We start from the raw sequence: 23,829 nt of genomic DNA on the forward strand, positions 1-23,829 counted from the left end.
ATACCAACCGGAATATATTAGTGTCGCGCGTGCGTGAGATCAAATACCTGACAGCTGTCTCATATGCCTCATCGGCTTTCTGAGGATTTCGGGATTCTTGCCTTCTGCTCGGCATCGGCACACCCAGCAACGAAGCGAGCTTCCCGTGCTGCCGAGCTAGCAATATCGAATTCGTCGAGCCATTATGCCGCAAAGCCTGGGTGGCAGGCGGTCCGCCCCAGGAGTGCCAGAGTGCCGGCTGTATTGCGCGGCCCTTATCCCTCACGAGCTGATCGATAAGAATCAATGTCCCGCCGGCGACCGCTAGCAGCCAAAGCCTGTTCCAATTGGCCAGCGACGGCACCAATACTACGCATAGCAGCGTGACGGGAAGAGCTGTTATGAAGGCAGGGGCTACGCGCGCGCGACGGCTATATCCGTCGAATAGTTGACCGAGGCCGGGTCCGGAAGTAGGCATCTTTATGCCTCACACTTCAATCGTCGCAATGCGATTTCCGGAATGATCGGAGATCCAAATATCCCCGTCGTCCCAAATCTTAACCTTGATTGAGCCGTTGTAGCGAGTCGATAGCACTCGATTCGCCACCCGCGCGTACTCATCCGATGCATCTGTTGAGGGCTTCTTCCCTACTGAACAGATAACGGTGTCAGGGCCCATGGCGCTGACTGCCTCCTCGTGATATCCGCTCATCCGTCCGTGGTGGGAAGCCTTCAACACATCACACAGCAAATCCTCCTTGGTGTAACGTGCCAGAATGGAGTTCCATGTCGCTTTCTCGGCATCACCTGGAAGGATGACGCTTCTGCCAGCGTGATCAAACTTCAGAACGTACGAGCAGTCGTTGTACTCCTCGCGTTCATTGCATGCAGAGATCAACTCCGGAGTCGGAGACAGTACCGAAATTCCATCCTCATCCCAATAGGATGCACTGTCACCCCGCTCCGCTTTGATAACTTTATGTTCTTGCGGGTCGCCGTTTGGCTTATCTGGGCCTACGCCAAGCCGTAGGCAGCTATATACCGCCCAATCTATGTATGCATATTTTCCGTGGTCGAAACTATCCTCAGTCAGTTCTTTAGTATGAGCCGTATCCCAGAAGTTGACGATATTTACGCGTTCTTGCCAGAAGAACCTATGAAGGCCACTCATGTGGTCCATGTCGGGGTGGGTCTGCACATAGCGGAATACGGACCTGCCAGGGAAATTCTCTTTATAGTAGTCGTATGGGTCTACCAAGAGTGACTGATAATGCTGTTCCCATGAACGGGTTCCTAGAGAAGCGAAATGTTTAAATGCGTATGTCGAGAGCCCCTTGTCTTCAGCGAGAGCCTCAACATCGCTTTCGGGTAGCGACTTGCTGTTGTTGATGTCTACCATCATGAGGCGTCCGCTGGGCAACTCGATGAACGTGCAGTCGCCGTGGCCTACGTTTAGGAAATGAAAAACTAGCGGCACAGAGCCCCCCCGGGTTTTGCGATCACTGCCGATTTTGATCTGAAACCAGACTGAGCATGTCGAAGGCCGACCGGTGGGGGGCTGCGGCCTTCGATCTCAGTACATATTGAGTCATGGTTACGACGTTGGGGAGTTCTTTGCACAACTTTCCCCGCATCGTGCGGTGGAAGCGGTGGCTCAACGTGGCTGTGGTCTCCGCGGCAGGGCCGCGAAGGTCGTCTCAAGGAAGTGCCCCCGCTGGGCGCTCCGTCCCCCAGGCCCCCGGCAGCAGGTCCTTCAAGCAAGCTCGCAGGTCACATACAGGGTGGGGAACCCGCCGTAAATCTGCCGTGCCGCATGAGACTGGCCGTCTCTGGGCCGTCGAAGGTCACCGGGTGCGTCGAGGTTGGTCAGGCTACGTCGATGCCCAGTTCACTGTCTGGTGGCAGAAGGTGCAGGGCTTGACGTTCGGGTCCGTGAGCGAGACACGCGCGTCGTGCTCGCTGATCCGATGGGGGTGCGCCCTCGATCAACGTGCAGTCGCCGACGTGGATGATGGCTGGCTCGGGCCCTTGGGGCGTGCGCTTCTGCTGGACGACGAACTGAGGTCGGGGCACGAGCTGCGCCACAGGGCCGAGGCCGGCGCCCCCCTGGGGAAGGCGCGGCCGCCGTGGGCGTGGAGCTTCCGCTCTGGCGAGCGCGGCATGGCGGCGTCGCGCTGGAGACGGAGGTAGATCGCCACTGCCTCGTTTTCCGCGATCTCCTTGTCCAGGTGCGTCAGGATCGCGCGGAGGCGCAGGAGACCCGATCGCAACTCGTTCGCACGTTCGACACTAGGCCTGCCTCGGCCCTCATGATCGACCGCGACAGTTTGTCCTGTGCCGACAGAGATTGATCATTGTCACCGAAGGTTGCTGATCTGTAGATGTCCGAGCCAAGGGGAGAGCTGGTGCATCCACGTTGACAGTGGGACCATCGCGAACCATGGCGGATGGGGCTTACCGGCGGTTGTTGGTGTCCACCCCCCTGGGGGTGTCTTACGAATGCGCGGAGGTGCCACACAGCGCTACGGCTGAGGAAGTTGGGGAGGCCGTCCTAGCGAAGGTGAATGGCGGGCCGAGCCTCATCCGGCCCAGCACGCCCATCGACCTGCGTGAAGAGGATGGGTCGGTCAGGAGGCTTCAACTCGGTGTCCCGCTCAGTGAGCAGGGTGTGCCAGACGGTGCAACATTGATACTGGTTACCCGTTCGGCGGCGGCCGGGGGCGGCTCCATCGAACTGGTGCTAGGGGCAATTCTCGGGGGTGCACTTGTCCCGTTTGTGCAGGCGATCAGTACCAAGGCCGGCGAGGACGCCTATGCTGCGGTGCGTCGACTGCTAGGACGGCGCGCTGGGGACCCTGCCGTGGGCGACGAGGACATCGTGCTAGGAGACCGTCAAAGGAGAGTTGTACTGCGAGTTCCCGCAGAAACCTTGCGCTTGCCACCCCCGGAAGTGGATCCTCCGCCTGTTGCGGACAGCTCGAACGGCCCATGGCTGGTCGTCACCTGGAATCCGACGACTCATCGGTGGCTTGAAGAGCGCGTCGATGCTGCGCCGCCTGGCACGGTTTTCGTCCAGCGGAGATGGTGGCGCCGTCTTCGTTCCTCGCGCACTGGTAGGTGATCAAGTTCGTGGGGCATGCCCTCCGGGCCAACTCGATCAAAGCCTGATGGCGCAAGGTTCGGTGGCACAGAACACTGTTGTCCACTAATGGCGAAGCATGAGCCCGTGCCATCGAGACGATGCGACGGTGACTTTCTGTGCCATGCCCCAGCAGCATGCGGAGGGCACAACGAGGGCACAACGACTTCACGCGTGCTCAACGGCAACCAACGCCAGCAAACGCCATTTAGCCTGGTCAGCGACGTAGCTTGACAGCCTCCGCAGATGATGCATGAAAGGGCGGCACCCCCGCACAGGGTGCCGCCCTTCTTGGTGCACCGGAACCGCCGCCCATCGGTACTGAGGGTCGGGGACGGACGACGGCTCCGGAGTCAGAGGGAGGTCAGCGGTGGTCGCTGCCCTCCGACTGCGAGGCCGCGCGCCCCGCCTCCAGCCGCGCCACCGGGATCCGGAACGGCGAGCAGGAGACGTAGTCCAGGCCGACCTCGTGGAAGAAGTGGACCGACTCCGGGTCGCCGCCGTGCTCACCGCAGACGCCGAGCTTGAGGTCGGGACGGGTCTTGCGGCCCGCCTCCGCGGCCAGCTTCACGAGGGAGCCGACGCCGTCCTTGTCGATCGTCTCGAACGGGGAGACACCGAAGATGCCCTTCTCCAGGTACGCCGTGAAGAACGAGGCCTCCACGTCGTCCCGGCTGAAGCCCCACACCGTCTGGGTGAGGTCGTTCGTGCCGAAGGAGAAGAACTCCGCCGCCTCGGCGATCTGACCGGCCGTGAGGGCAGCGCGCGGCAGCTCGATCATCGTGCCGATCGACAGCTTCAGCTGCACGCCCGTCGCCGCCTCGACCTCCGCGACGACCTGGTCGGCCTCCTCGCGGACGATCTCCAGCTCCTGGACCGTGCCGACGAGCGGGATCATGATCTCGGCGCGCGGGTCGCCCTTGGCGTTCTTGCGCTCGGCGGCGGCCTCGGCGATCGCGCGGACCTGCATCGTGAACAGGCCGGGGATGACGAGGCCCAGGCGCACGCCTCGCAGGCCCAGCATCGGGTTCTGCTCGTGCAGCCGGTGCACGGCCTGGAGCAGCCGCAGCTCGTTCTCGTGCGGCTCCTGACGGGACTCCGCCAGGGCGACACGGACCGACAGCTCGGTGATGTCGGGGAGGAACTCGTGCAGCGGCGGGTCGAGGAGACGGATCGTCACCGGCAGGCCGTCCATCGCCGAGAACAGCTCCACGAAGTCCTGCTTCTGCAGCGGGAGCAGCTCCTTGAGGGACTCCTCGCGCTCGGCCTCCGTGTCGGCCAGGATCAGGCGCTCGACCAGCTCACGGCGGTCGCCGAGGAACATGTGCTCGGTACGGCACAGCCCGATGCCCTGGGCGCCGAAGCGACGGGCGCGCAGCGCGTCCTCGGCGTTGTCCGCGTTGGCGCGCACCCGCAGGCGCCGCTTGCGGTCGGCGAACGCCATGATCCGGTGCACGGCCTCGACCAGCTCGTCGGCGTCGTTGGCGCCCGCGTGCATCCGGCCCTCGAAGTACTCCACGACGGGGGACGGGACGACGGGCACCTCGCCGAGGTACACCTTGCCGCTGGAGCCGTCGATGGAGATGAGGTCCCCCTCCTCCACCACATGCCCGCCGGGCACGGTCATCCGGCGCCGCTTGGTGTCGACCTCCAGCTCCTCGGCGCCGCACACACAGGTCTTGCCCATGCCGCGCGCGACCACAGCGGCGTGCGAGGTCTTGCCGCCACGCGACGTCAGGATGCCCTCGGCGGCGATCATGCCGTCCAGGTCGTCGGGGTTGGTCTCCCGGCGGACCAGGATGACCTTCTCACCGGAACGCGACCACTTCACGGCGGTGTACGAGTCGAAGACCGCCTTGCCGACCGCCGCACCCGGCGACGCCGCGATGCCCCGGCCGACCTGCTCGACCTTCGCGTGCTCGTCGAAGCGGGGGAACATCAGCTGGGCGAGCTGGGCGCCGTTGACGCGCTGGAGCGCCTCCGCCTCGTCGATCAGGCCCTGGTCCACCAGCTGGGTCGCGATCCGGAAGGCGGCGCCCGCCGTGCGCTTGCCGACGCGGGTCTGGAGCATCCACAGCTGACCGCGCTCGATGGTGAACTCGATGTCGCAGAGGTCCTTGTAGTGGTTCTCCAGCGTCTCCATGATCTGCATCAGCTGGTCGTACGACTTCTTGTCGATCGTCTCCAGCTCCGCCAGCGGGACGGTGTTGCGGATGCCCGCCACCACGTCCTCGCCCTGGGCGTTCTGGAGGTAGTCGCCGTACACGCCCTGGTGGCCGGAGGCGGGGTCACGGGTGAAGGCGACGCCGGTGCCGGAGTCCGGGCCGAGGTTGCCGAAGACCATGGAACAGATGTTGACGGCCGTGCCGAGGTCGCCCGGGATGCGCTCCTGGCGGCGGTACAGCTTGGCGCGGTCGCCGTTCCAGGAGTCGAAGACCGCCTTGATGGCGAGGTCCATCTGCTCGCGCGGGTCCTGCGGGAAGTCCCGGCCGGCCTCCTTCTTGACGATCTTCTTGAAGGCGGTGACCAGCTTCTTCAGGTCGGCGGCCTCGAGGTCGGTGTCGACCGTGACCTTCTTGGCCTCCTTGGCCTTGTCGAGGGCGTCCTCGAACAGCTCGCCGTCGACGCCGAGGACGGTCTTGCCGAACATCTGGATGAGGCGGCGGTAGGAGTCCCACGCGAAGCGGTCGTCGCCGGCCTGCTTGGCGAGGCCCTGCACGGACTTGTCGGAGAGCCCGATGTTCAGGACCGTGTCCATCATTCCGGGCATCGAGAACTTGGCGCCGGAACGGACCGAGACCAGCAGAGGGTTGTCGGCCTGGCCGAGCTTCTTGCCCATCTTCGTCTCGAGGGCGTCGAGGTGCGCACTCACCTCGTCACGCAGTGCCGCGGGCTCCTCGCCACTGTCGAGGTAGACCTTGCAGGCTTCCGTCGTGATCGTGAAGCCGGGGGGAACGGGGAGTCCCAGGTTGGTCATCTCGGCGAGGTTCGCGCCCTTGCCACCCAGGAGGTCCTTGAGGTCCTTGTTTCCCTCGGTGAAGTCGTAAACGAACTTCGCTACGTGGGGTTCTTTGTTTTCCGACACGGTCTCGACTCCCTCGAGGACGCGGTGGCTGCCCTGACGGCGAGGAACATACCCAGATCGAAGGCGCCTGGGTATGTCTACTCACGCGTCATGCGCCTGTAACCACCCGTCCGCCAGTGGATCGAAAGTCAAAGCTTGGCAAGCCGTAACGGGCGGATGTTTTCACTTCTTGAACGCAAGCGCGCCCACGGGTGCGGGTTTCCGCTCAGATGAGCGGCCATACCGCACGTCTGATTTCGATCGATGAACGATCAAGGGGTGGCACCGAGTGCCACCCCTTGGAGAAGTGCAGCCTCTCAAGATCCGCTCATCTGAGCGCAACCCTTATCAAGGGTGGCGAGAATCACGCTGCCACAGCCGACGGGATTTCACCATGCGGACGTGCGTCCGGGACGGAAACGTGCCCGTCACACAGCCGGTGCGAACGGCCCTCACACACCCAGCGCGACCAGCCGTTCCTCCACCCTCTCGGGCGCGTACAGATGCTCCACGACCAGCGCCCCGGCCCCCACCAGCCCGGCCCGCTCCCCCAGCCGCGAGGTCACGACGTCCAGATGAGCGGTGGAGCGCGGCAGCGCCCGCTGGTACAGCAACTCCCGTACGCCGGTGAGGAAGGGCGTCCCGGCCAGATCCCCGGCGATCATCAGCACCCCGGGGTTGAGCAGCGTCACGACGGTCGCCAGCACGTCCCCGACCTGCCGCCCGGCCTCCCGTGCCAGCGCGGCCGCCCCCGGATGCCCGGCCGCCAGCAAGTCCCGCACATCTGAGCCCGACGCCGCGGGAACCCCGGTCTCGGCCAGCCGCCGGGCCACGGCACCACCACTGGCGACGGCGGCCAGACAGCCGTACGAACCACACCGGCACAGCGCGTCGGCGCCCACCCGGATGTGCCCGAGGTCGCCCGCGCCGCCGTCGATGCCGCGATACACCGAGCCGTCCACCACGACCCCCGCACCGATCCCGGTCGATACCTTGACCAGCACGAACGCCGAGCAGCCCGGGTATCCGGTGCGCTGTTCGCCATACGCCATGAGGTTGGCGTCGTTGTCGACGAGGACCGGTACCGGCCCGGCCCCCGTGTGCTCGCCGAAGGCTCTGGCCAGGCGGCCCCGTATGTCGTAGCCGTCCCAGCCCGGCATGATCGGCGGCTGGACGACCCGGCCGGTCTCGCTGTCCACCGGCCCCGGCACCGCGAGCCCGATGCCGCCCACCTCGTCGGCCCGGCGCCCCGCCTTCTCCAGCAGCTCGGCGAACCAGCGCCCGAGCTCGCCCAGCACCGCGTCCGGCCCGTCCTCGATGACCAGTGTGCCGCCGTGCTCGGCGAGGATCTCGCCGGTCAGGGACAGCACGGCGGCGCGCGCGTGCCGGGTGTCCAGGTCGGCGGCGAGGACGACCGCGTGCTCGTCGTCGAACTCCAGGGTGATGGAGGGTCGTCCGCCCAGCGGGGAGCCCACGGGACCACCGGCGCCTTCCCGCAGCCAGCCCGCGCGGAAGAGACGGTCGAGGCGCTGGCCGACCGTGGCACGGGAGAGGCCGGTTGCCTGCTGGAGGGCGCCGCGCGTGGTGGCACGCCCACTGCGCACGAGTTCGAGCAGATCCCCCGCGCCGGCCTGACCGCCGCTCTTCGTCGTCGTGCCCGTACGTCCCGGCCGCCCAGTCATGCGCACCCCCTTGTGTTTCTCAACCCTGCATTACATATTGAGTTTTGCGTGTTAAATAGACGTAACCCTACGGTAGCCACGACCGAACCGGTCGGCCGGACGTCTTTCGGGGAGCCCCGAGTGGATCGCACTGCCCAGCTCACAGCCCGTCGCGCCGAGCGTGACATTGCATACGATCCGCCCCCCGTGGCGGATTCGCTGCACATCAGGGCCGCCCGGGTACTGGAGGCCAACTGGACCGGCACCTCGACGGTCCCCTCGCGCGGCCTGTATCCGCACCAGTGGTCCTGGGACTCGGCGTTCATCGCGATCGGCCTGCGGCACCTGTCACCGCTGCGGGCGCAGACGGAGCTGGAGACGCTGCTCGACGCCCAGTGGGGTGACGGGCGTATCCCGCACATCGTCTTCAACCCCTCCGTACCGCTCGACGCCTACTTCCCGAGCCCCGACTTCTGGCGCTCCTCGACCGCGGGGCGCGCTGCGGGCGCCCCGCGCACCGTACAGACCTCCGGCATCGTGCAGCCACCGGTGCACGCGCTGGCGGCCTGGCTGGTGCACCGCGCCGACCCGGGGCTGTCCCGGGCGCGCGGCTTCCTCACCCGGATGTATCCCCGCCTGGCCGCCTGGCACCGCTATCTGCTGCACCGGCGGGACCTGGGCGGGGGCGGCCTCGCGTCCGTCGTACACCCCTGGGAACAGGGTATGGACAACAGCCCCTGCTGGGACGCCCCGCTCGCCCGCATCAGCCCGGCCCCGGCCCGCTCCTTCCGGCGCGCCGACCTCGACCACGGGGCGGCCGAGGACCGGCCGACGGATCTGGACTACGGGCGGTATGTGCGGCTGGCGACGGAGTACCGGGACGGCGGGTACGCCGACGGTTGCGGTGACTTCGCGGTCGAGGACCCGGCGTTCAACGCCCTGCTCATCGCTTCCGAGCACGCGCTGGCCGAGATCGCCCGGGAGCTGGGCGCGACGGGCACGGCCCGGCACGCGCGCGCCGAGCGGCTGACGGCGGCGCTGATCGAGCGGATGTGGGACCCGGCGGAGGGGATGTTCTTCTGCCGTGACGTGCGGGGCGCAGGGCTGATCCCGGAACGCAGCGTCTCCGGCCTCATCCCCCTCCTCCTGCCCACCCTCCCGCCCGACATCGCCGCCACCCTGGTCCGCACGGCACACGGCCCGCACTTCGGCCTCGGCGACACGACCCGCCTCGCCCCGTCGTACGACCTCCTCGGCGAAGCCTTCGACCCGCACCGCTACTGGCGGGGCCCGGCCTGGTTCAACACGAACTGGCTGCTGGAGCGGGGGCTGCGCACACACGGCGAGCGGGAGCGGGCCGACGCCCTGCGCACGGCGGTGCTGGACCTCGCGGCCGGCTCCGACTTCGCCGAGTACGTCGACCCGTACACCGGCGAGGCCTGCGGTGCCACCGGCTTCGGCTGGACGGCCGCGCTCGCGCTCGACCTGCTGCACGACGAGCCCGCACGGGACGAGCCCCCCTGGGACGCACCCGCGCGGGACCCGCACGACACCACGAAATTCGCAGTCAATGAGCTCAAGGGAGGGGACCGGGGATGACGGACCGGCATCATCTGCTCGTGTACGGGGGGACGTTCGCCGCCGTGGGCGACGGCGGGGACATCAGCGGCGTGCGGGGCGTCGGCTCCCCGGACGGGTTATTCGTACGCGACGCCCGGCACCTGAGCCGCTGGCAGCTCACCGTCGACGGGGCGGTGCCCGAGGCGCTCACCCCGGTGGCCGACGGCGACACCACCCGCTGTGTCCTGGTCCCACGGGGCGGCCGCAACGAGCCTCCCGCCCACACCCTCTTCCGTGAACAGGCGGTCGGGGACGGCTCGTTCATCGAGTCCCTGCGTGTGACCAGCAACCGCCCGGTGCCGACGACGATCCGTCTGGCGGTCACCGCGGACGCCGACTTCACCGACCAGTTCGAGCTGCGCTCCGACCACCGCACGTACGCCAAGACCGGCGCCACCCGCTCGCGCCAAGTCCTCGACCACGGTGTGGAGTTCACGTACCAGCGAGGTGAATGGCGCTCGATCACGACCGTGACGGCCGACCCCGCCCCCGACGCCGTCGAGGAGACGGGAACCGGGGCCCGCCGCCTGGTCTGGACCCTGGAGCTCGACCCGTACGCCACGGCCGAGCTGACCCTCCGGGTGATGGCACGCCCGCACGGCGACAAACGCCCCCTGCGCGTACCCCGCTCCCCTGCCGCCCTGTCCGACCAACTCCTCTCCCTGGAGGGCGAGTTCGTGGAGGGCGTGGCCTTCCCCACCGGCTGGCCCGAGCTGGCCGCCGCCTGCGCCCGCGGCCTCGCCGACCTGGCCTCGCTCCAGGTCCCGGCCACGGGCCCCGACGGCGAGGAACTGCGCGTCCCGGCGGCCGGAGCCCCCTGGTTCCTGACCCTCCTGGGCCGAGACGCCCTCCTCACCTCCCTCTTCGCCCTCCCCTACCGCCCCCAACTGGCCGCAGCCACCCTCCCCGCGCTGGCCGCGACCCAGGCGACGGAGACCGGCATCGACGCGGTCTCCCAGCCCGGCAAGATCGTGCACGAGGTACGGCACGGCGAGCTGGCGCACTTCGGGCAGGTGCCGTACGGCCGTTACTACGGCTCGGTGGACGCCACGCCCCTGTTCCTGATCCTGCTGGGCGCATACGTCGAGCACACGGCCGACACGGCCCTGGCCCGCCGCCTCGAACCCCACGCCCGCGCGGCGATCGCCTGGATGCTGGACCACGGCGGCCTCACCTCCCGCGGCTACCTGGTCTACCGCGCCGACCAGGGCGGCCTCGCCAACCAGAACTGGAAGGACTCCCCCGGCGCCATCTGCTCGGCCGACGGTACCCGCCCCGCCGGGCCGGTGATGGCGGCGGGCGCCCAGGGCTACGCGTACGACGCCCTGCGCCGCACGGCATGGCTGTCCCGCACGGTGTGGCGGGACGAGACCTACGCGGCGCTCCTGGAACAGGCGGCGGCCGACCTCCGCGACCGCTTCCAACAGGACTTCTGGATGCCGGAGCACTCGTTCCCCGCCCTGGCGCTGGACGGCGAGGGCCGCCAGGTGGACGCCCTCGCCTCGGACGCGGGGCATCTGCTCTGGTCCGGCCTGCTGGACAAGGAGTACGGCGAACTGGTGGGCCGTCGCCTCCTCGAACCCGACTTCTTCTCGGGCTGGGGCGTACGCACCCTGGCCTCCGGCCAACCGGCCTACCACCCCCTCTCCTACCACCGGGGCTCGGTCTGGCCGCACGACAACGCCCTGATCACCCTGGGCCTGGCCCGCTACGGCCTGCACGACGAGGCCCGCACGGTGGCCCACGCCCTGGTCGACGCGGCGACGACAACCGGCCACCGCCTGCCGGAGGTCCTCGCCGGGTACGGCCGCGACACACACACGGAACCGGTGCCGTACCCGCACGCGTGCGTACGCGAATCCCGTTCGGCGGCGGCCCCGTTGGCGCTGCTGACCGCGGTGGGGGGCGCGTAGCGGGGCGGCTGAGGGGAGCTGTGGGGCAGTTGGCCTGGCGTTTGCCGAGCGTTTGCCGAGCGCTGGGGCGGTGGGGCTGAACACGGGCTGAGGGCCGGCCGTACGGATGGACGGCGGGCCCCCAGCCTCCCCAGCGAGGCCCGCCAACACCACTCCACCAGGGGCCTCGCACGGAAGGACCTTCGGGTGCCTGTCTTCACACGTCTACGTCAACAGCCCGGCAAGAACGACGACTTGGCCGACGAGACACCCGTGAGCGAGGACTCCACGGAGACACCGCCCACCACCCGCCCCGCGCTCCTCGCCCGCCTCCGCGCTTGGCGCACCGGACACCCCATCGCCACCCGCAACCTCCGCTGGACCCTCACCGCCCTCGCCGCCGTCCTCATCTACGTCTGCCTGCAGCTGCCGAACACCCTCGGCAACCTCAAGGCCAGGGAGTTCACCCGCCTCCCCGCGGAGGCCATCATCGGCGCCGCCGTACTGCTCAGCCTCCCCCGCCGCCCCCGGGTGATCGTCGCGGCGACATCCGGCGCCGCCCTGGGCGCCCTGACCGCCCTGAACGTCCTCGACATGGGCTACAACGAATTCCTGGGCCGGCACTTCAACATCGTCCTGGACTGGGAACTCCTCGACGACGCCCAGTCGTACCTGAAGGACTCCCTGGGCGGTACGACCACCACCCTCCTCACGATCGGCGTCATCCTCCTCGTCCTCGCCCTGATCGCCCTGGTGGCCCTGGCCACCGTCCGCATCGCCAACCTCCTGGCCCGCTACAAGACACCCGCGTCCAAGGGCGCCCTGATAGCCGGCACCGTCTGGATCACCTGCACGGCGTTCGGCCTCCAGATCGCCGGCGTACCGATCGCCGCGGACCACACCGCCGGCGTCATCAAGGTCCACGCACACCGGGCGATGGACACCCTCCGCGACGAGGCGGCCTTCGCGAGGGACGCGAAGTCCGACACGTTCGGCAACACACCACCCGCCCAGCTGGTACCGGATCTGCGCGGCAAGGACGTCCTGTTCACCTTCATCGAGAGCTACGGCCGCAGCGCACTGGAGGACCCGCAGATCGCCCCAGGCGTCACGAGCACCCTCGACACCAGCACCAGGGCCCTCGCCGAGGCCGGTTACCACGCGAAAAGCGGCTGGCTGACGTCGGCGACGTACGGCGGCAGCAGCTGGCTGGGCCACTCCACCACCCTCTCCGGCCTGTGGATCGACAACCAGCAGCGCTACCGCACCGTCATGGCCAGCGACCACCTCAGCCTCACCAAGGCCTTCCAGAAGACCGGCGACTGGGACACGGTCGGCGTCATGCCCGGCGTACAAAAAGCCTGGCCGGAACAGAAGTACTACGGCCTCGACAAGGTCTACAACGCCTTCCAACTCGGCTACAAAGGCCCGAAGTTCAGCTGGTCGACCATGCCGGACCAGTACGCCCTCGAAGCCTTCCAGCGCCAGGTCCACAGCAAAAAGCGCGACAAGCCGCTGATGGCGGAGATCATCCTGACCTCCAGCCACCAGCCCTGGGCACCGATCCCGAAGATGGTCGACTGGGACGCCCTGGGCGACGGCTCGCTCTTCAAGCCCATCCAGAAGTCCGGCACGAAGCCGTCGGACATCATCTCCGACTCCACCCGTTCCAAGCAGGAGTACGGCAAGTCGATCTCGTACTCCGTCACCAGCCTGACCCAATGGCTGGAGCGCTACGGCACGGACGACACGGTCCTCGTCTTCCTGGGCGACCACCAGCCCATGTCCCGCGTGAGCGGCACCAAGGCCAGCCGCGACGTGCCGATCTCGATCGTCGCCAAGGACCCGAAGATGCTGGACAAGATCGCCGCGTGGAACTGGACGGACGGCCTCCGGCCTGCCCCCAAGGCCCCCGTCTGGAAAATGAGCGCATTCCGGGACCGCTTCCTGACGGCATACGGCTCAACACCCAGCCCGTCGAGCTAGCCCCCAGCAGGCCCTCGCCCCCGCCGCCCCTACCCTTCCCGTCCCTGGGGGCTACCGCCCCCAGACCCCCGCTTCGGCCCTGAAGGGGCCTCGTCCTCAAACGCCGGACAGGCTGGATGATGCTGGCCGGCGCTGAGAGGTGAAGCCCCAGAAACTCAGCCCCTCCGGCGTTTGAGGAGCGGGGGTCCAGGGGGCAGAGCCCCCTGGCGGGGTCGAAGGGGCGGAGCCCCTTCAAGGACGGGAAGGGTAGGGGCGGCGGGGGCGAAAACCCCCTGTGGCACCCCCACTCAGCCCCCGGACGTATCCAGCTCCGCATCCTCACTCACACCCGCACAGTCGTACGGATCCTTCAGCCACCCGTCCGGCAGCACCACCCGGTTGTTGCCGGACGTACGGCCACGCGGCCCGTCCGCCCCGACGGGCCACGGCTGGTCGAGGTCCAACTCATCGAGGCCGGAACGGAGTTCCTCCAGCGACGACGTGATCGCCAGCCGCTTCCGCATCTCCGAGCCGACCGCGAAGCCCTTCAGATACCAGGCGACATGCTTACGGAAGTCGATGACGCCACGCGCCTCGTCCCCGATCCACTCACCGAGCAGCGCGGCATGCCGGACCATGACGTCGGCGACTTCACGCAGCGCAGGCCGCGCGATGTCGGCATGCCGCCCCTCGAAAGCAGCCACGAGGTCCGAGAACAGCCACGGCCGCCCCAGGCACCCCCGCCCGACGACCACCCCGTCGCACCCGGTCTCCCGCACCATCCGCACCGCGTCCTCGGCCGACCAGATGTCACCGTTGCCGAGCACGGGGATCTCCGGCACATGCTCCTTCAGCCGCGCGATGGCGTCCCAGTCGGCCGTGCCGCCGTAGTGCTGGGCGGCGGTACGGCCGTGCAGCGCGATGGCCGTGACACCCTCCTCGACGGCGATCCGACCCGCGTCGAGGTAGGTGATGTGATCGTCGTCGATGCCCTTGCGCATCTTCATCGTGACCGGCAGGTCACCCGCCCCGCTGACCGCCTCCCGCAGAATCGCGCGCAGCAGATTCCGCTTGAACGGCAGCGCGGACCCCCCACCCTTCCGGGTCACCTTCGGCACCGGACACCCGAAGTTCAGGTCGATGTGATCGGCCAGCCCCTCCTCCGCGATCATGCGGACGGCCTTGCCGACGGTGGCCGGGTCGACCCCGTACAGCTGGATCGAGCGCGGCTTCTCGGTCGCGTCGAAGTGGATCAGCTGCATGGTCTTCTCGTTGCGCTCGACCAGCGCCCGCGTTGTGATCATCTCGCTGACGAACAGCCCCTTGCCGCCACTGAACTCACGGCACAGCGTGCGGAAGGGCGCGTTGGTGATCCCGGCCATCGGGGCCAGGACGACGGGCGGCTGGACGGTGTGCGGGCCGATCTCCAGGGGAGCGGCGACGGGCGAGGCGGTCATGGGCATTCCCCCATTCTCACGTACCGGACGGACGGCGGCGAAATTCATTAGTTAGGCGTACTATTCAAGGATGCCGGAGCTCAGCCCTCGCCGCCGCCTGCTGGTCCTCGCGATCTGCTGCATGAGCCTGCTGATCGTGAGCCTCGACAACACGGTGCTCAACGTCGCCCTGCCCGCCCTCCAGCGCGACCTCGACGCGAGCACGTCGGGCCTGCAGTGGACCATCGACGCGTACACCCTCGTCCTCGCCTCGCTGCTGATGCTGGCCGGCTCCACCGCGGACCGTATCGGCCGCAAGCGCGTCTTCATGGCGGGCCTGGTCGTCTTCACCATCGGCTCGGCCCTGTGCTCCCTCGCACCCAACCTCGACGCCCTGATCGCGTTCCGGATGGTGCAGGCGGTGGGCGGCTCGATGCTCAACCCGGTCGCGATGTCGATCATCACCAACACCTTCACGGACCCGCGTGAGCGGGCTCGGGCGATCGGGGTGTGGGGCGCGGTGGTCGGCATCTCCATGGCGGCGGGGCCGCTGGTCGGCGGGCTGCTGGTGGAGTCGGTCGGCTGGCGGTCGATCTTCTGGATCAACCTGCCGGTCGGCCTCGCCGCCCTCCTCCTGACCCTCCGCCACGTCCCCGAGTCCCGCGCCGCGAAGCCACGCCGCCCCGACCCCGTAGGTCAGGTCCTGGTCATCGCCCTGTTCGGCTCGCTGACGTACGCGATCATCGAGGCGCCCACCGCACCGGCCGCCGAGCTCCTCCTCTTCGGCGGCATCGCCCTGGCCGCCCTCATCGCCCTCCTCGCCTACGAGCCCCGCCGCGCCGAGCCCCTCATCGACCTGCGGTTCTTCCATTCGGCGCCGTTCAGTGGGGCCACAGTGGTCGCCGTCAGCGCGTTCGCGGCACTCGGCGGCTTCCTCTTCCTGTCGACGCTGTATCTGCAGAACGTACGCGGGCTGGACGCGCTGCACGCCGGACTGTGGATGCTGCCGATGGCCGCCCTGTGCTTCGTCTGCGCGCCGGTCGCGGGACGGGTGGTCGGCAACCGCGGGCCTCGACTGCCGTTGCTGATCGCGGGGGTCTCGATGACGGCTTCCGGCACGCTGTTCGCGGCCGTTGAGGCGGAGACCCACAACGTCACCCTGGTCCTCGGTTACGCCCTCTTCGGCCTCGGCTTCGGCTTCGTCAACGCCCCGATCACCAACACGGCGGTCTCCGGCATGCCCCGCGCCCAGGCCGGCGTCGCCGCCGCCGTCGCCTCCACCAGCCGCCAACTGGGGCAGACCCTGGGCGTGGCGGTCGTCGGCGCGGTGCTGGCCTCGGGCGTGGGGGCGTCGTCGTACCGGACCGCGTTCGTCGCCGCCGCCCGCCCGGCGTGGTGGATCGTCGCCGCGTGCGGGTTGGCGGTGCTGGTCGTGGGGCTGGTGACCAGCGGGGCGTGGGCACGACGGACGGCTGAGCGGACGTCCGAGCGGCTGGAGTCGGCCGAGGTGCGCGACGCGCCGAGAGTCAGCGCGTAGGGCCTGGTCGGCAATGCCCCAGGTCGCCCTGCCCCAGCCGTCCTCGTCCCTGGTCGCCCTGGCTCCCTAGTCGTCCTCGTCCTCGAAACTCCACCGGAGGTCGACCTGCGCGGCGGGAGCAACGGCACGCACAGTGTCATGAGACGCCTGCTCGATCTTGTCGGCCCACGCGCCGAAGCGGGTCACGATGATCGGGTACTCGCTCCAGGCGGAGACCTGCCCCGGCCCCTCCACTCCCACCGTCACATCGCTCTCAAGATCGTGCTTGATGACGAACTCGGTCAGCGCCTGGGCGACACGCGCCGTCTCCTCGCCCGGCTGCAGACCGGAGACGTCGAGACTGAGGCCAACAGATATAGACATGCGCCCAAGCTATCGCCCGCCACTGACATCCCGGCCACAGTGCATCTCCGGGTCCGTCGGGTCCGTCGGATCAGGCCATCTCCCTCGCCAGCGCGGTTTCGTGAAGTCGCCTCAGCTTCTCCTTCGACTCCTCGTCCGCCGGGACATACGTCACCATCCGCGGCCCCACCTCCGGGCTCAGCCACAGATCCGTGTGGTCGACCACGACGCGCCCCACATGCCGGTTGAGGAACTCCTTGCGCTTGCTGCGGTGAGCCACCACCTCATGGCGGTCCCACGCCTCGCAGAACTCGGGGGACTCCGCACGCAGGCGCTTGAGGAGCATCTTCCAGGCAGGCTCGGCAAGGTGACCGGCCATGGCGGCGCGGAGGCGGGCGGCCATCAGGCGCTGGGTCTCCTCCAGGTGCACGATCGACGAACGCCACTCGTCGTGCGTGTACGAAAGGACCATGCAGTTGCGGTCCTCCGGCGGCACCGCGTCCAGGTCGCACAGCAGCAGCCCGTAGGTGCGGTTGTAGGCGAGGATGTCGTACCGGCTGTTCTGCAAGCAGGCCGGGTACGGCTCCAGTTGCTCCAGGACGGCACGCATCGCGGGCGTCACCGAAGGGCAGGTCGTCGCCGGTGTCGGATCGACCGCGCCGGCCAGCTGGAAGAGATGGGAACGCTCGCTGGGGTCGAGCATCAGCGTGCGGGCGAGGGCGTCGAGGACCTGGACGGAGACCTGGATGTCCCTGGCCTGCTCGAGCCACGTGTACCAGGTGACCCCGACCGCGGCGAGCTGGGCGACCTCCTCGCGGCGCAGGCCCGGTGTGCGGCGTCGGCGGCCGCGGGGCAGGCCGACCTGCTCGGGGGCGATGTGCTCGCGGCGGTGGCGCAGGAAGGCGGCGAGTTCGTGGCGCCGGATCTCCGACGCGGCTTGGGCGCGCGGCGCTGCGGTGACCGTCTCCTGGGCCATGGTCGTCATGCCTCCAGCCTGCCCCCGCCCGGACCCTGTTTCCAGGTGGTTCTTCTACCAGGATAAGAACACTCTGGTACCACTCTCCGAACCGCCGCAGTCTCATAACCGTGACCGAAACCATCACTGCGCACAAGGCCCGGACGACCGCGGCACCACCCACGCTCGGCGCCCTCGGCCTCTTCACCGTGCTGCTCGCCGCGGCACTCCCCCTCATCGACTTCTTCATCGTCAACGTCGCCCTGCCCACCATCGGCCACGACCTCGCGGCGAGCGAGACCACGCTCGAACTCGTCGTCGCCGGCTACGGGTTGGCGTACGCCGTCCTCCTCGTCCTCGGCGGGCGGCTCGGTGACCTGTTCGGGCGGCGTCGGCTCTTCCTGGGCGGTATGGCGGCGTTCGGGCTGACCTCGCTGGCGTGCGGCCTCGCGCCCAGCGCGTGGACCCTCGTCGTGGCGCGGGTCGCGCAGGGCGCGGCGTCGGCGGCGATGCTGCCGCAGGTGCTGGCCACCATTCAGGCGGCGACCAGCGGTCAGCGCCGGGCGAAGGCCATGGGGCTGTACGGCGCGACGGCAGGGCTGTCCATGGTGGCCGGGCAGATCCTCGGCGGAGTCCTGGTCGCGGCGGACATTGCCGGCACCGGCTGGCGCTCGGTGTTCCTGGTGAACGTGCCCGTCGTCCTCGTCGGCCTCTTCCTGGCCGCCCGGGCCGTCCCGGAGACCCGCTCCCAGCATCCCGAGCCGGTCGACGGACCCGGCACGGTCCTGCTCGCCGTCTCCCTCCTGACGCTCCTGGCCCCGCTCACCGAGGGCCGGGCGGCGGGCTGGCCGCTGTGGACGTGGCTGTCGCTGGCGGCGTTCCCGTTCGTGGCGGGGGCGTTCTACGCGGTGGAGCGCAGGGCGGACCGTCAGGGCCGTACGCCGCTGGTGCCGCCGAGCCTGTTCGAGCTCACCTCTCTGCGGCGCGGCCTGGTGATGATCGTGCCGTTCTCGATCGGGTTCAGCGGATTCATGTTCGTGATCGCGGTGGCGTTGCAGCAGGGCGCGGGCCGGGGGCCGGTCGCGGCGGGGTTGGCGCTGGCCCCCATGGCGGTGGTGTTCTTCTTCGTCTCGCTGGCCGGTCCGCGGCTGGTGGCCCGCTACGGTACCCGGGTCGTGACCGCCGGTGCGGCGATCCAGGCGGTGGGCGTGGCCCTGATGGCCCTGGCCGCCTGGCGCTCCTGGCCCGGCCTCGGCCTGGTCGAACTGCTCCCCGGGGCGGCGATCGCCGGCGCGGGCCAGGCCCTCCAACTCCCCGTCGTCTTCCGCATCGTCCTCTCCGAGGTGCCGACGGCACGGGCGGGCGTGGGCAGCGGGGTGATGATCACGACCCAGCAGTCGTCGCTGGCCCTGGGTGTGGCGACGCTGGGCACGCTGTTCCTCTCCCTGATCCCCACGATGGGCATGCGGGACGCCCTGGTCACAACCCTCCTGGTCCAGCTGGCCGGAGTGGCGCTGACGGGGCTGCTCAGCCTGCGTCTGCCGCGCACGATCGGCTGACGGACTTGCGGGGCCACCTGACCGACTTGTGAGGGTGTGGCCACAGGTTGGTCAACTCGCCGGGGAAGAGTCCCCGTTGATGTTGGTCTTGCTGCACACTCCTTGCTGCGCGCGGCCGCTCAGGGCCGCCGCGCACGCGGACTCGATGTCCTCGGACGCTGGAGGCGTCATGCTGGAGATCAACACGAGCAAGGTGAGCCGCTGGGACCACCACGGACGGGAGCACGTCGTACGGGTACAGCGCAAGGGCGCGCAACGCACGATCAGATGTGACACCTGCGGTTGGCGCCAGGGCGCGCAGTTCCTGCCCTGGCTGAAGGCGGAGGAACATCTGGCGGAGGCGCACCAGGCGACGGTGGACCCGACGGAGGCCGGAACCGGCCGATGACGCGGATCCGTCGGTACCGGCCCGAGGACCGTGAGGCCCTGGAGGACATCTGCGTCCGCACGGCCCACGAGGGCGGCGACAGCCGACCGCACTACAAGGACCCTGGCATCTTCCCGACGACCTTCGCGCTCCCGTACGTCGTCCTCAAACCGGACCTCGCGTTCGTCCTGGACGACGGAGCGGGCCGGGCGGTGGGCTACGTCGTCGGTGCCGCGGACACAGCCCGCTTCGTGGAGGACTTCCGCACCAAGTGGCTCCCGTCGGTGGGCAACCGCTACCTTGAGCCTTCCGGGCCGCCCAGCACACCGGACGAGGTGATCATCGGGCTCCTGCACCACCCGGAGCGCATGCTCGTCCCGGAGGTCGCCGCCTACCCGGCCCACCTGCACATAGACCTGCTCCCCGACTGGCAGGGCCAGGGCCACGGCCGCACCTTGATGCGCACCTTGTTGCAGGCCCTCCAGGACAGGGGAGTCCCGGCCGTCCACCTGTCCATGGTCACGGCCAACACCCCCGCCAGAGCCTTCTACGACCGCCTCGGCTTCCACGAGATCGCCGTACCCGACCCCGGCCCGGTCACCTACCTCGGACGCACGACGAAGGAGCTCGACACCCTGTAAGGGCGACGGCGACGGCGACGACTCAGCCGCGGACCCGCAGCCCGCGCACCAGCAGGTCCACGACCGCCTCCAACTCCCCCTCCACGCCGGGCCGTTCCCACTCCCGGGCGTAACCGGGGTCGTGGAAGCGGGCCGTGGCATGGAAGAGAGCACGGGCGGTGGTCGCGGGGTCGGCGGCCGTGAAGCTGCCCGCGTCGACGCCCGCCTGGACGATCCGGGTCAGCTGGCCGGTCAGGTCGGCGATGTGCTCACCGACCACCCCGCCGCTCTCGGCCGCCAACACCGAGAAGGTGGCGAACAGCTCGGGGTCGTCGCCCGCCTTGCGGCGCTTGGCGGCGAACAGGCCCTCGAACCAGGCGCGCAGCCGTGCCTCCGGGTCGAGGTCCTCGGCGTCGACGACCCCGGAGAGGGACTCGAACATACGGTCGAGCCACCTCTTCGTCACCGCCCCCCGCAGCTCCGCCTTCGTGCGGAAGTGCCGGTAGACGCTGCCATGGCTGACGCCGAGCGCGCGGGCCACGTCGACCACGGTGGCCTTGGCCGGGCCGTGGCGGCGCAGCACCTCCTCGGTGGTGGCGAGGATGCGCTCGGCGGTCAGGGTTTCGCTGGTCGGAGGCATGCCTAGACGGTACCCGGCACCGCGATCAGCGTTCGCTGTCGAGCATGGCCATCTGCGCGGGGGCGTACCGCTCGCCGGCCGCCGCGTCCGCCGGTACGGCGGCCTCGACGGTGGCGAGGTCGGCCGCGTCCAGGGTCACGTCCAGAGCGCCCAGTGCCTCCCCGAGCCGCTCACGGGTGCGGGCGCCGACCAGCGGCACGATGTCCTCGCCGCGGGACAGCACCCAGGCGATGGCGATCTGGGCGACGGAGACGCCCTTCTGCTCGGCGATCTTGCGCAGGGACTCGACGAGCGTGAGGTTGTGCTGGAGGTTGTCGCCCTGGAAACGGGGCGAGTGGGCACGGAAGTCGTTCGCCGCGTACTCCTGGCCGGGCGCGACATGGCCCGAGATCAGCCCGCGGGAGAGCACGCCGTACGCGGTGACGGCGATGCCCAGCTCGCGCAGGGTGGGCAGGATCTCCCGCTCGGGGCCGCGGGAGATGAGCGCGTACTCGATCTGGAGGTCGGCGATCGGGGCGGTGGCGGCGGCCCGGCGGATGGTGTCCGCGCCGACCTCGCTGAGCCCGATGTGGCGGACGTACCCCTTCTCGACCAGTTCCGCGATCGCGCCGACGGTCTCCTCGATCGGCACGTCCGGGTCGAGCCGGGCGGGGCGGTAGACGTCGATGTGGTCGACGCCGAGGCGCTGGAGGGAGTAGGCGGCGAAGGTCTTCACGGCGGCCGGGCTCCCGTCGAAGCCGTACCACTCGCCGCCAGGGCCGCGCTGGGCGCCGAACTTGACGCTGAGCAGCGCGTTCTCGCGCAAGGCGGCCGGGGCGGTGCGCAGGGCCTCGTTGATCAGCAGTTCGTTGTGGCCCATGCCGTAGAAGTCGCCGGTGTCGAGCAAGGTCACGCCGGCTTCCAGGGCGGCGTGAATGGTGGCGACGGACTCGGCGCGGTCCGTCTCGCCGTACATGCCGGACATGCCCATGCAGCCGAGGCCGAGGGCGGAGACCTGGGGGCCGGTGGTTCCGAGTGTGCGCGTGTGCATCGTCATGCCCCCCACTCTCACATGACAGCTGACAGATTTCAATATCTGTCATTCCATACTTGCCAGAGCGCCTAAGAATGGTCCAGACCTATTGACGAGAGGTCTGGACCACGAGCACTGTCATGCCTACGACACCTCACCGCACCCCACCGGGAGGCCCCCATGCTCCGCCGCGCCCTGCGCCTGCTCGCCACCGCACTGACGACCGCCTGTCTCACCCAGCTCCCCGCCGCCCCCACGGCCTCCGCCGCCGACACCTGTGCCGTGAAGTCGAAGCCGTCCGGCAAGGTCCTCCAGGGTTACTGGGAGAACTGGGACGGCGCCGCCAATGGCGTCCACCCGCCCTTCGGCTGGACCCCGATCACCGACTCCCGTATCGCCGCGCACGGCTACAACGTGATCAACGCGGCGTTCCCGGTGATCCGCTCCGACGGCACCGCGCTCTGGGAGGACGGCATGGACGCGGGCGTGAAGGTGGCCACGCCCGCGGAGATGTGCGCGGCGAAGGCGTCGGGCCGGACGATCCTGCTGTCGATCGGCGGCGCGGCGGCCGGCATCGACCTCAGCTCGACCGCCGTCGCGGACCGGTTCGTCGCGACGATCGTCCCGATCCTGAAGAAGTACAACTTCGACGGCATCGACATAGACATCGAGACGGGCCTGGTCGGCAGCGGCAACATCAACCAACTCTCCACGTCCCAGGCCAACTTGATCCGCATCATCGACGGCGTACTCGGCCAGATGCCGGCCGGCTTCGGCCTGACGATGGCTCCGGAGACGGCCTACGTCACCGGCGGCAGCGTGGTCTACGGCTCGATCTGGGGCGCCTATCTCCCTGTCATCAAGAAGTACGCCGACAACGGCCGCCTGTGGTGGCTGAACATGCAGTACTACAACGGCAGCATGTACGGCTGCTCCGGCGACTCCTACTCCGCCGGCACCGTCGAGGGCTTCGTCGCCCAGACCGACTGCCTCAACAAGGGCCTGGTCGTGCAGGGTACGACCGTCAAGGTGCCCTACGACAAGCAGGTACCGGGCCTGCCCGCGCAGCCGGGCGCGGGCGGCGGCCACATGTCACCGTCCCTCGTCGCCCAGGCCTGGCGGCACTACGGCACCTCGCTCAAGGGCCTGATGACCTGGTCGATCAACTGGGACGGCTCGAAGAACTGGACGTTCGGCGACAACGTGAAGTCCCTGCAAGGACGTTGAGCGACGGCGGCTTGATGGTCAACAACCTCGTACGCAACCGCCTCGCGCCGGACTTCGACTCCGACGCCTCCACCTGGTCGTCCAAGACCGGCATGCGTCCCGGGTGGCCGCCGGCCGACAGCCGGGCGCCGACGCCCTCATGGGCCAGGTCGCCCGGCGACTGCGCGACGAACTCCGCTCGAGGTGGGTCCAGAGCTAGCGGGCCGTGACCGCCAGCTTCGCCCCCAGCGCCACGAACGACCCGGCAAAGGACCGCCGCAGCCATGTCATCACCCGGGGCCGGGTGATGACGTGGCTGCGGACGGAGGCCGCGAGCACCCCGTACGCCGCGAAGACCACGAACGTCGCCAGCATGAACACCGCGCCGAGCGCCAGCATGCGCGGCAGGGCGTTCGCCTCGCCCGGGTCGACGAACTGGGGCAGGAACGCGAAGAAGAAGATCGTCAGCTTCGGGTTGAGGATGTTGATCAGTACGCCGCGCACGATCACACGTCCCGAGGACAGCGGTGCGCCACCCTCGTCCACCGCGATGGCCTCCTTGTCCTTGAGTGTCGCCCACGCCATGTACAAGAGGTAGGCGACACCGGCGTACTTGAGGATCTGGAACGCCGTCGCGCTCGCGTGCAGCAGGGCGGCGACTCCGGTGACGGTGGCCAGCATGTGCGGCACGATCCCGAGCGTGCACGCGAAGGCGGCGACGACACTCGCACGACGGCCCCGGGACAGCCCGGCGGCCAGGGTGTAGACGACGCCGGTGCCGGGGGTGGCGACCACGACGAGGGTGGTGAGGAGGAACGCGATACTCATGCGGGCC

18 protein-coding genes are annotated in these 23,829 nt (G+C 68.9%); 8 read left to right on the forward strand and 10 right to left on the reverse strand.

The genetic code is table 11. The annotated features are described in order from the left end of the window. Positions 1 to 466 precede the first annotated feature (466 nt). From EHO50_RS03590 to EHO50_RS03605, 4 genes are all read right to left on the reverse strand, one after another. The gene (locus tag EHO50_RS03590; protein WP_128428314.1) at positions 467 to 1,381 is read right to left on the reverse strand and encodes a ComEC/Rec2 family competence protein; all 915 of its coding nucleotides are present in this window, start codon (positions 1,379 to 1,381) and stop codon (positions 467 to 469) included. Positions 1,382 to 1,845: 464 nt separating this feature from the next. Next, positions 1,846 to 2,064, reverse strand: a complete 219-nt coding sequence (locus EHO50_RS45770) for a DUF6233 domain-containing protein (RefSeq protein WP_342786894.1) — start codon at positions 2,062 to 2,064, stop codon at positions 1,846 to 1,848. Between the two features lie 1,418 nt (positions 2,065 to 3,482). Beyond that, a complete protein-coding gene (gene ppdK, locus EHO50_RS03600) occupies positions 3,483 to 6,203 on the reverse strand; it encodes a pyruvate, phosphate dikinase (protein WP_128428315.1) in 2,721 nt (906 codons plus the stop codon). A 431-nt stretch (positions 6,204 to 6,634) separates the two neighbouring features. After that, complete coding sequence (locus EHO50_RS03605; RefSeq protein ID WP_181449544.1) at positions 6,635 to 7,864, reverse strand: ROK family protein; 1,230 nt, start codon at positions 7,862 to 7,864, stop codon at positions 6,635 to 6,637. Between the two features lie 120 nt (positions 7,865 to 7,984). On the opposite strand from EHO50_RS03605, the gene EHO50_RS03610 reads away from it, so the two are divergent. From EHO50_RS03610 to EHO50_RS03620, 3 genes are all read left to right on the forward strand, one after another. Next, positions 7,985 to 9,442, forward strand: coding sequence for an MGH1-like glycoside hydrolase domain-containing protein (locus EHO50_RS03610; protein WP_128428317.1), 1,458 nt, complete (start codon positions 7,985 to 7,987; stop codon positions 9,440 to 9,442). Next, the gene (locus EHO50_RS03615) at positions 9,439 to 11,376 is read left to right on the forward strand and encodes an amylo-alpha-1,6-glucosidase (protein ID WP_128428318.1); all 1,938 of its coding nucleotides are present in this window, start codon (positions 9,439 to 9,441) and stop codon (positions 11,374 to 11,376) included. Before EHO50_RS03610 ends, EHO50_RS03615 begins: the two co-directional genes overlap by 4 nt. Before the next feature lie 186 nt (positions 11,377 to 11,562). After that, a complete protein-coding gene (locus EHO50_RS03620; RefSeq protein ID WP_128428319.1) occupies positions 11,563 to 13,341 on the forward strand; it encodes an alkaline phosphatase family protein in 1,779 nt (592 codons plus the stop codon). Positions 13,342 to 13,628: 287 nt separating this feature from the next. Here the strand turns inward: EHO50_RS03620 and dusB are convergent, their stop codons facing one another. After that, complete coding sequence (dusB, locus tag EHO50_RS03625; RefSeq protein ID WP_425472123.1) at positions 13,629 to 14,777, reverse strand: tRNA dihydrouridine synthase DusB; 1,149 nt, start codon at positions 14,775 to 14,777, stop codon at positions 13,629 to 13,631. A 70-nt stretch (positions 14,778 to 14,847) separates the two neighbouring features. On the opposite strand from dusB, the gene EHO50_RS03630 reads away from it, so the two are divergent. Continuing rightward, on the forward strand, positions 14,848 to 16,293 hold the full coding sequence (locus EHO50_RS03630; RefSeq protein WP_128428321.1) for an MFS transporter: 1,446 nt from the start codon (positions 14,848 to 14,850) through the stop codon (positions 16,291 to 16,293). 66 nt (positions 16,294 to 16,359) lie between these two features. Here the strand turns inward: EHO50_RS03630 and EHO50_RS03635 are convergent, their stop codons facing one another. Continuing rightward, positions 16,360 to 16,656 carry a hypothetical protein gene (locus EHO50_RS03635; protein ID WP_128428322.1) on the reverse strand — a complete coding sequence of 99 codons (297 nt, stop codon included), beginning with the start codon at positions 16,654 to 16,656 and terminating at the stop codon, positions 16,360 to 16,362. 70 nt (positions 16,657 to 16,726) lie between these two features. Next, positions 16,727 to 17,620: a helix-turn-helix transcriptional regulator gene (locus EHO50_RS03640; protein ID WP_164904737.1), complete on the reverse strand. Its 894-nt coding sequence runs from the start codon at positions 17,618 to 17,620 to the stop codon at positions 16,727 to 16,729. Between the two features lie 101 nt (positions 17,621 to 17,721). On the opposite strand from EHO50_RS03640, the gene EHO50_RS03645 reads away from it, so the two are divergent. The 3 genes from EHO50_RS03645 to EHO50_RS03655 all read left to right on the forward strand — a co-directional run bounded on the left by EHO50_RS03645 (position 17,722) and on the right by EHO50_RS03655 (position 20,157). Further along, positions 17,722 to 19,149 (forward strand): MFS transporter, encoded by a 1,428-nt coding sequence (locus EHO50_RS03645; RefSeq protein ID WP_128428323.1) that lies wholly within the window; start codon positions 17,722 to 17,724, stop codon positions 19,147 to 19,149. A gap of 169 nt (positions 19,150 to 19,318) precedes the next feature. After that, complete coding sequence (locus EHO50_RS03650; RefSeq protein ID WP_128428324.1) at positions 19,319 to 19,537, forward strand: hypothetical protein; 219 nt, start codon at positions 19,319 to 19,321, stop codon at positions 19,535 to 19,537. Next, positions 19,534 to 20,157 carry a GNAT family N-acetyltransferase gene (locus tag EHO50_RS03655; RefSeq protein ID WP_128428325.1) on the forward strand — a complete coding sequence of 208 codons (624 nt, stop codon included), beginning with the start codon at positions 19,534 to 19,536 and terminating at the stop codon, positions 20,155 to 20,157. The genes EHO50_RS03650 and EHO50_RS03655 overlap by 4 nt, the downstream gene beginning before the upstream one ends. A 22-nt stretch (positions 20,158 to 20,179) precedes the next feature. Here the strand turns inward: EHO50_RS03655 and EHO50_RS03660 are convergent, their stop codons facing one another. Continuing rightward, positions 20,180 to 20,776 (reverse strand): TetR/AcrR family transcriptional regulator, encoded by a 597-nt coding sequence (locus EHO50_RS03660; RefSeq protein WP_128428326.1) that lies wholly within the window; start codon positions 20,774 to 20,776, stop codon positions 20,180 to 20,182. Between the two features lie 25 nt (positions 20,777 to 20,801). Then, entirely contained in the window at positions 20,802 to 21,812 is a 1,011-nt protein-coding gene (locus EHO50_RS03665) for an aldo/keto reductase (protein WP_128428327.1), read from the reverse strand. 156 nt (positions 21,813 to 21,968) lie between these two features. On the opposite strand from EHO50_RS03665, the gene EHO50_RS03670 reads away from it, so the two are divergent. Beyond that, positions 21,969 to 23,015: a chitinase gene (locus EHO50_RS03670; RefSeq protein WP_128428328.1), complete on the forward strand. Its 1,047-nt coding sequence runs from the start codon at positions 21,969 to 21,971 to the stop codon at positions 23,013 to 23,015. A gap of 195 nt (positions 23,016 to 23,210) precedes the next feature. Here the strand turns inward: EHO50_RS03670 and EHO50_RS03680 are convergent, their stop codons facing one another. Beyond that, a complete protein-coding gene (locus EHO50_RS03680; protein WP_128428329.1) occupies positions 23,211 to 23,822 on the reverse strand; it encodes a LysE family translocator in 612 nt (203 codons plus the stop codon). Positions 23,823 to 23,829: the final 7 nt, after the last annotated feature.

It is taken from the genome of Streptomyces cyaneus (assembly GCF_004028635.1).
Classification (GTDB): Bacteria; Actinomycetota; Actinomycetes; order Streptomycetales; family Streptomycetaceae; genus Streptomyces; species Streptomyces cyaneus.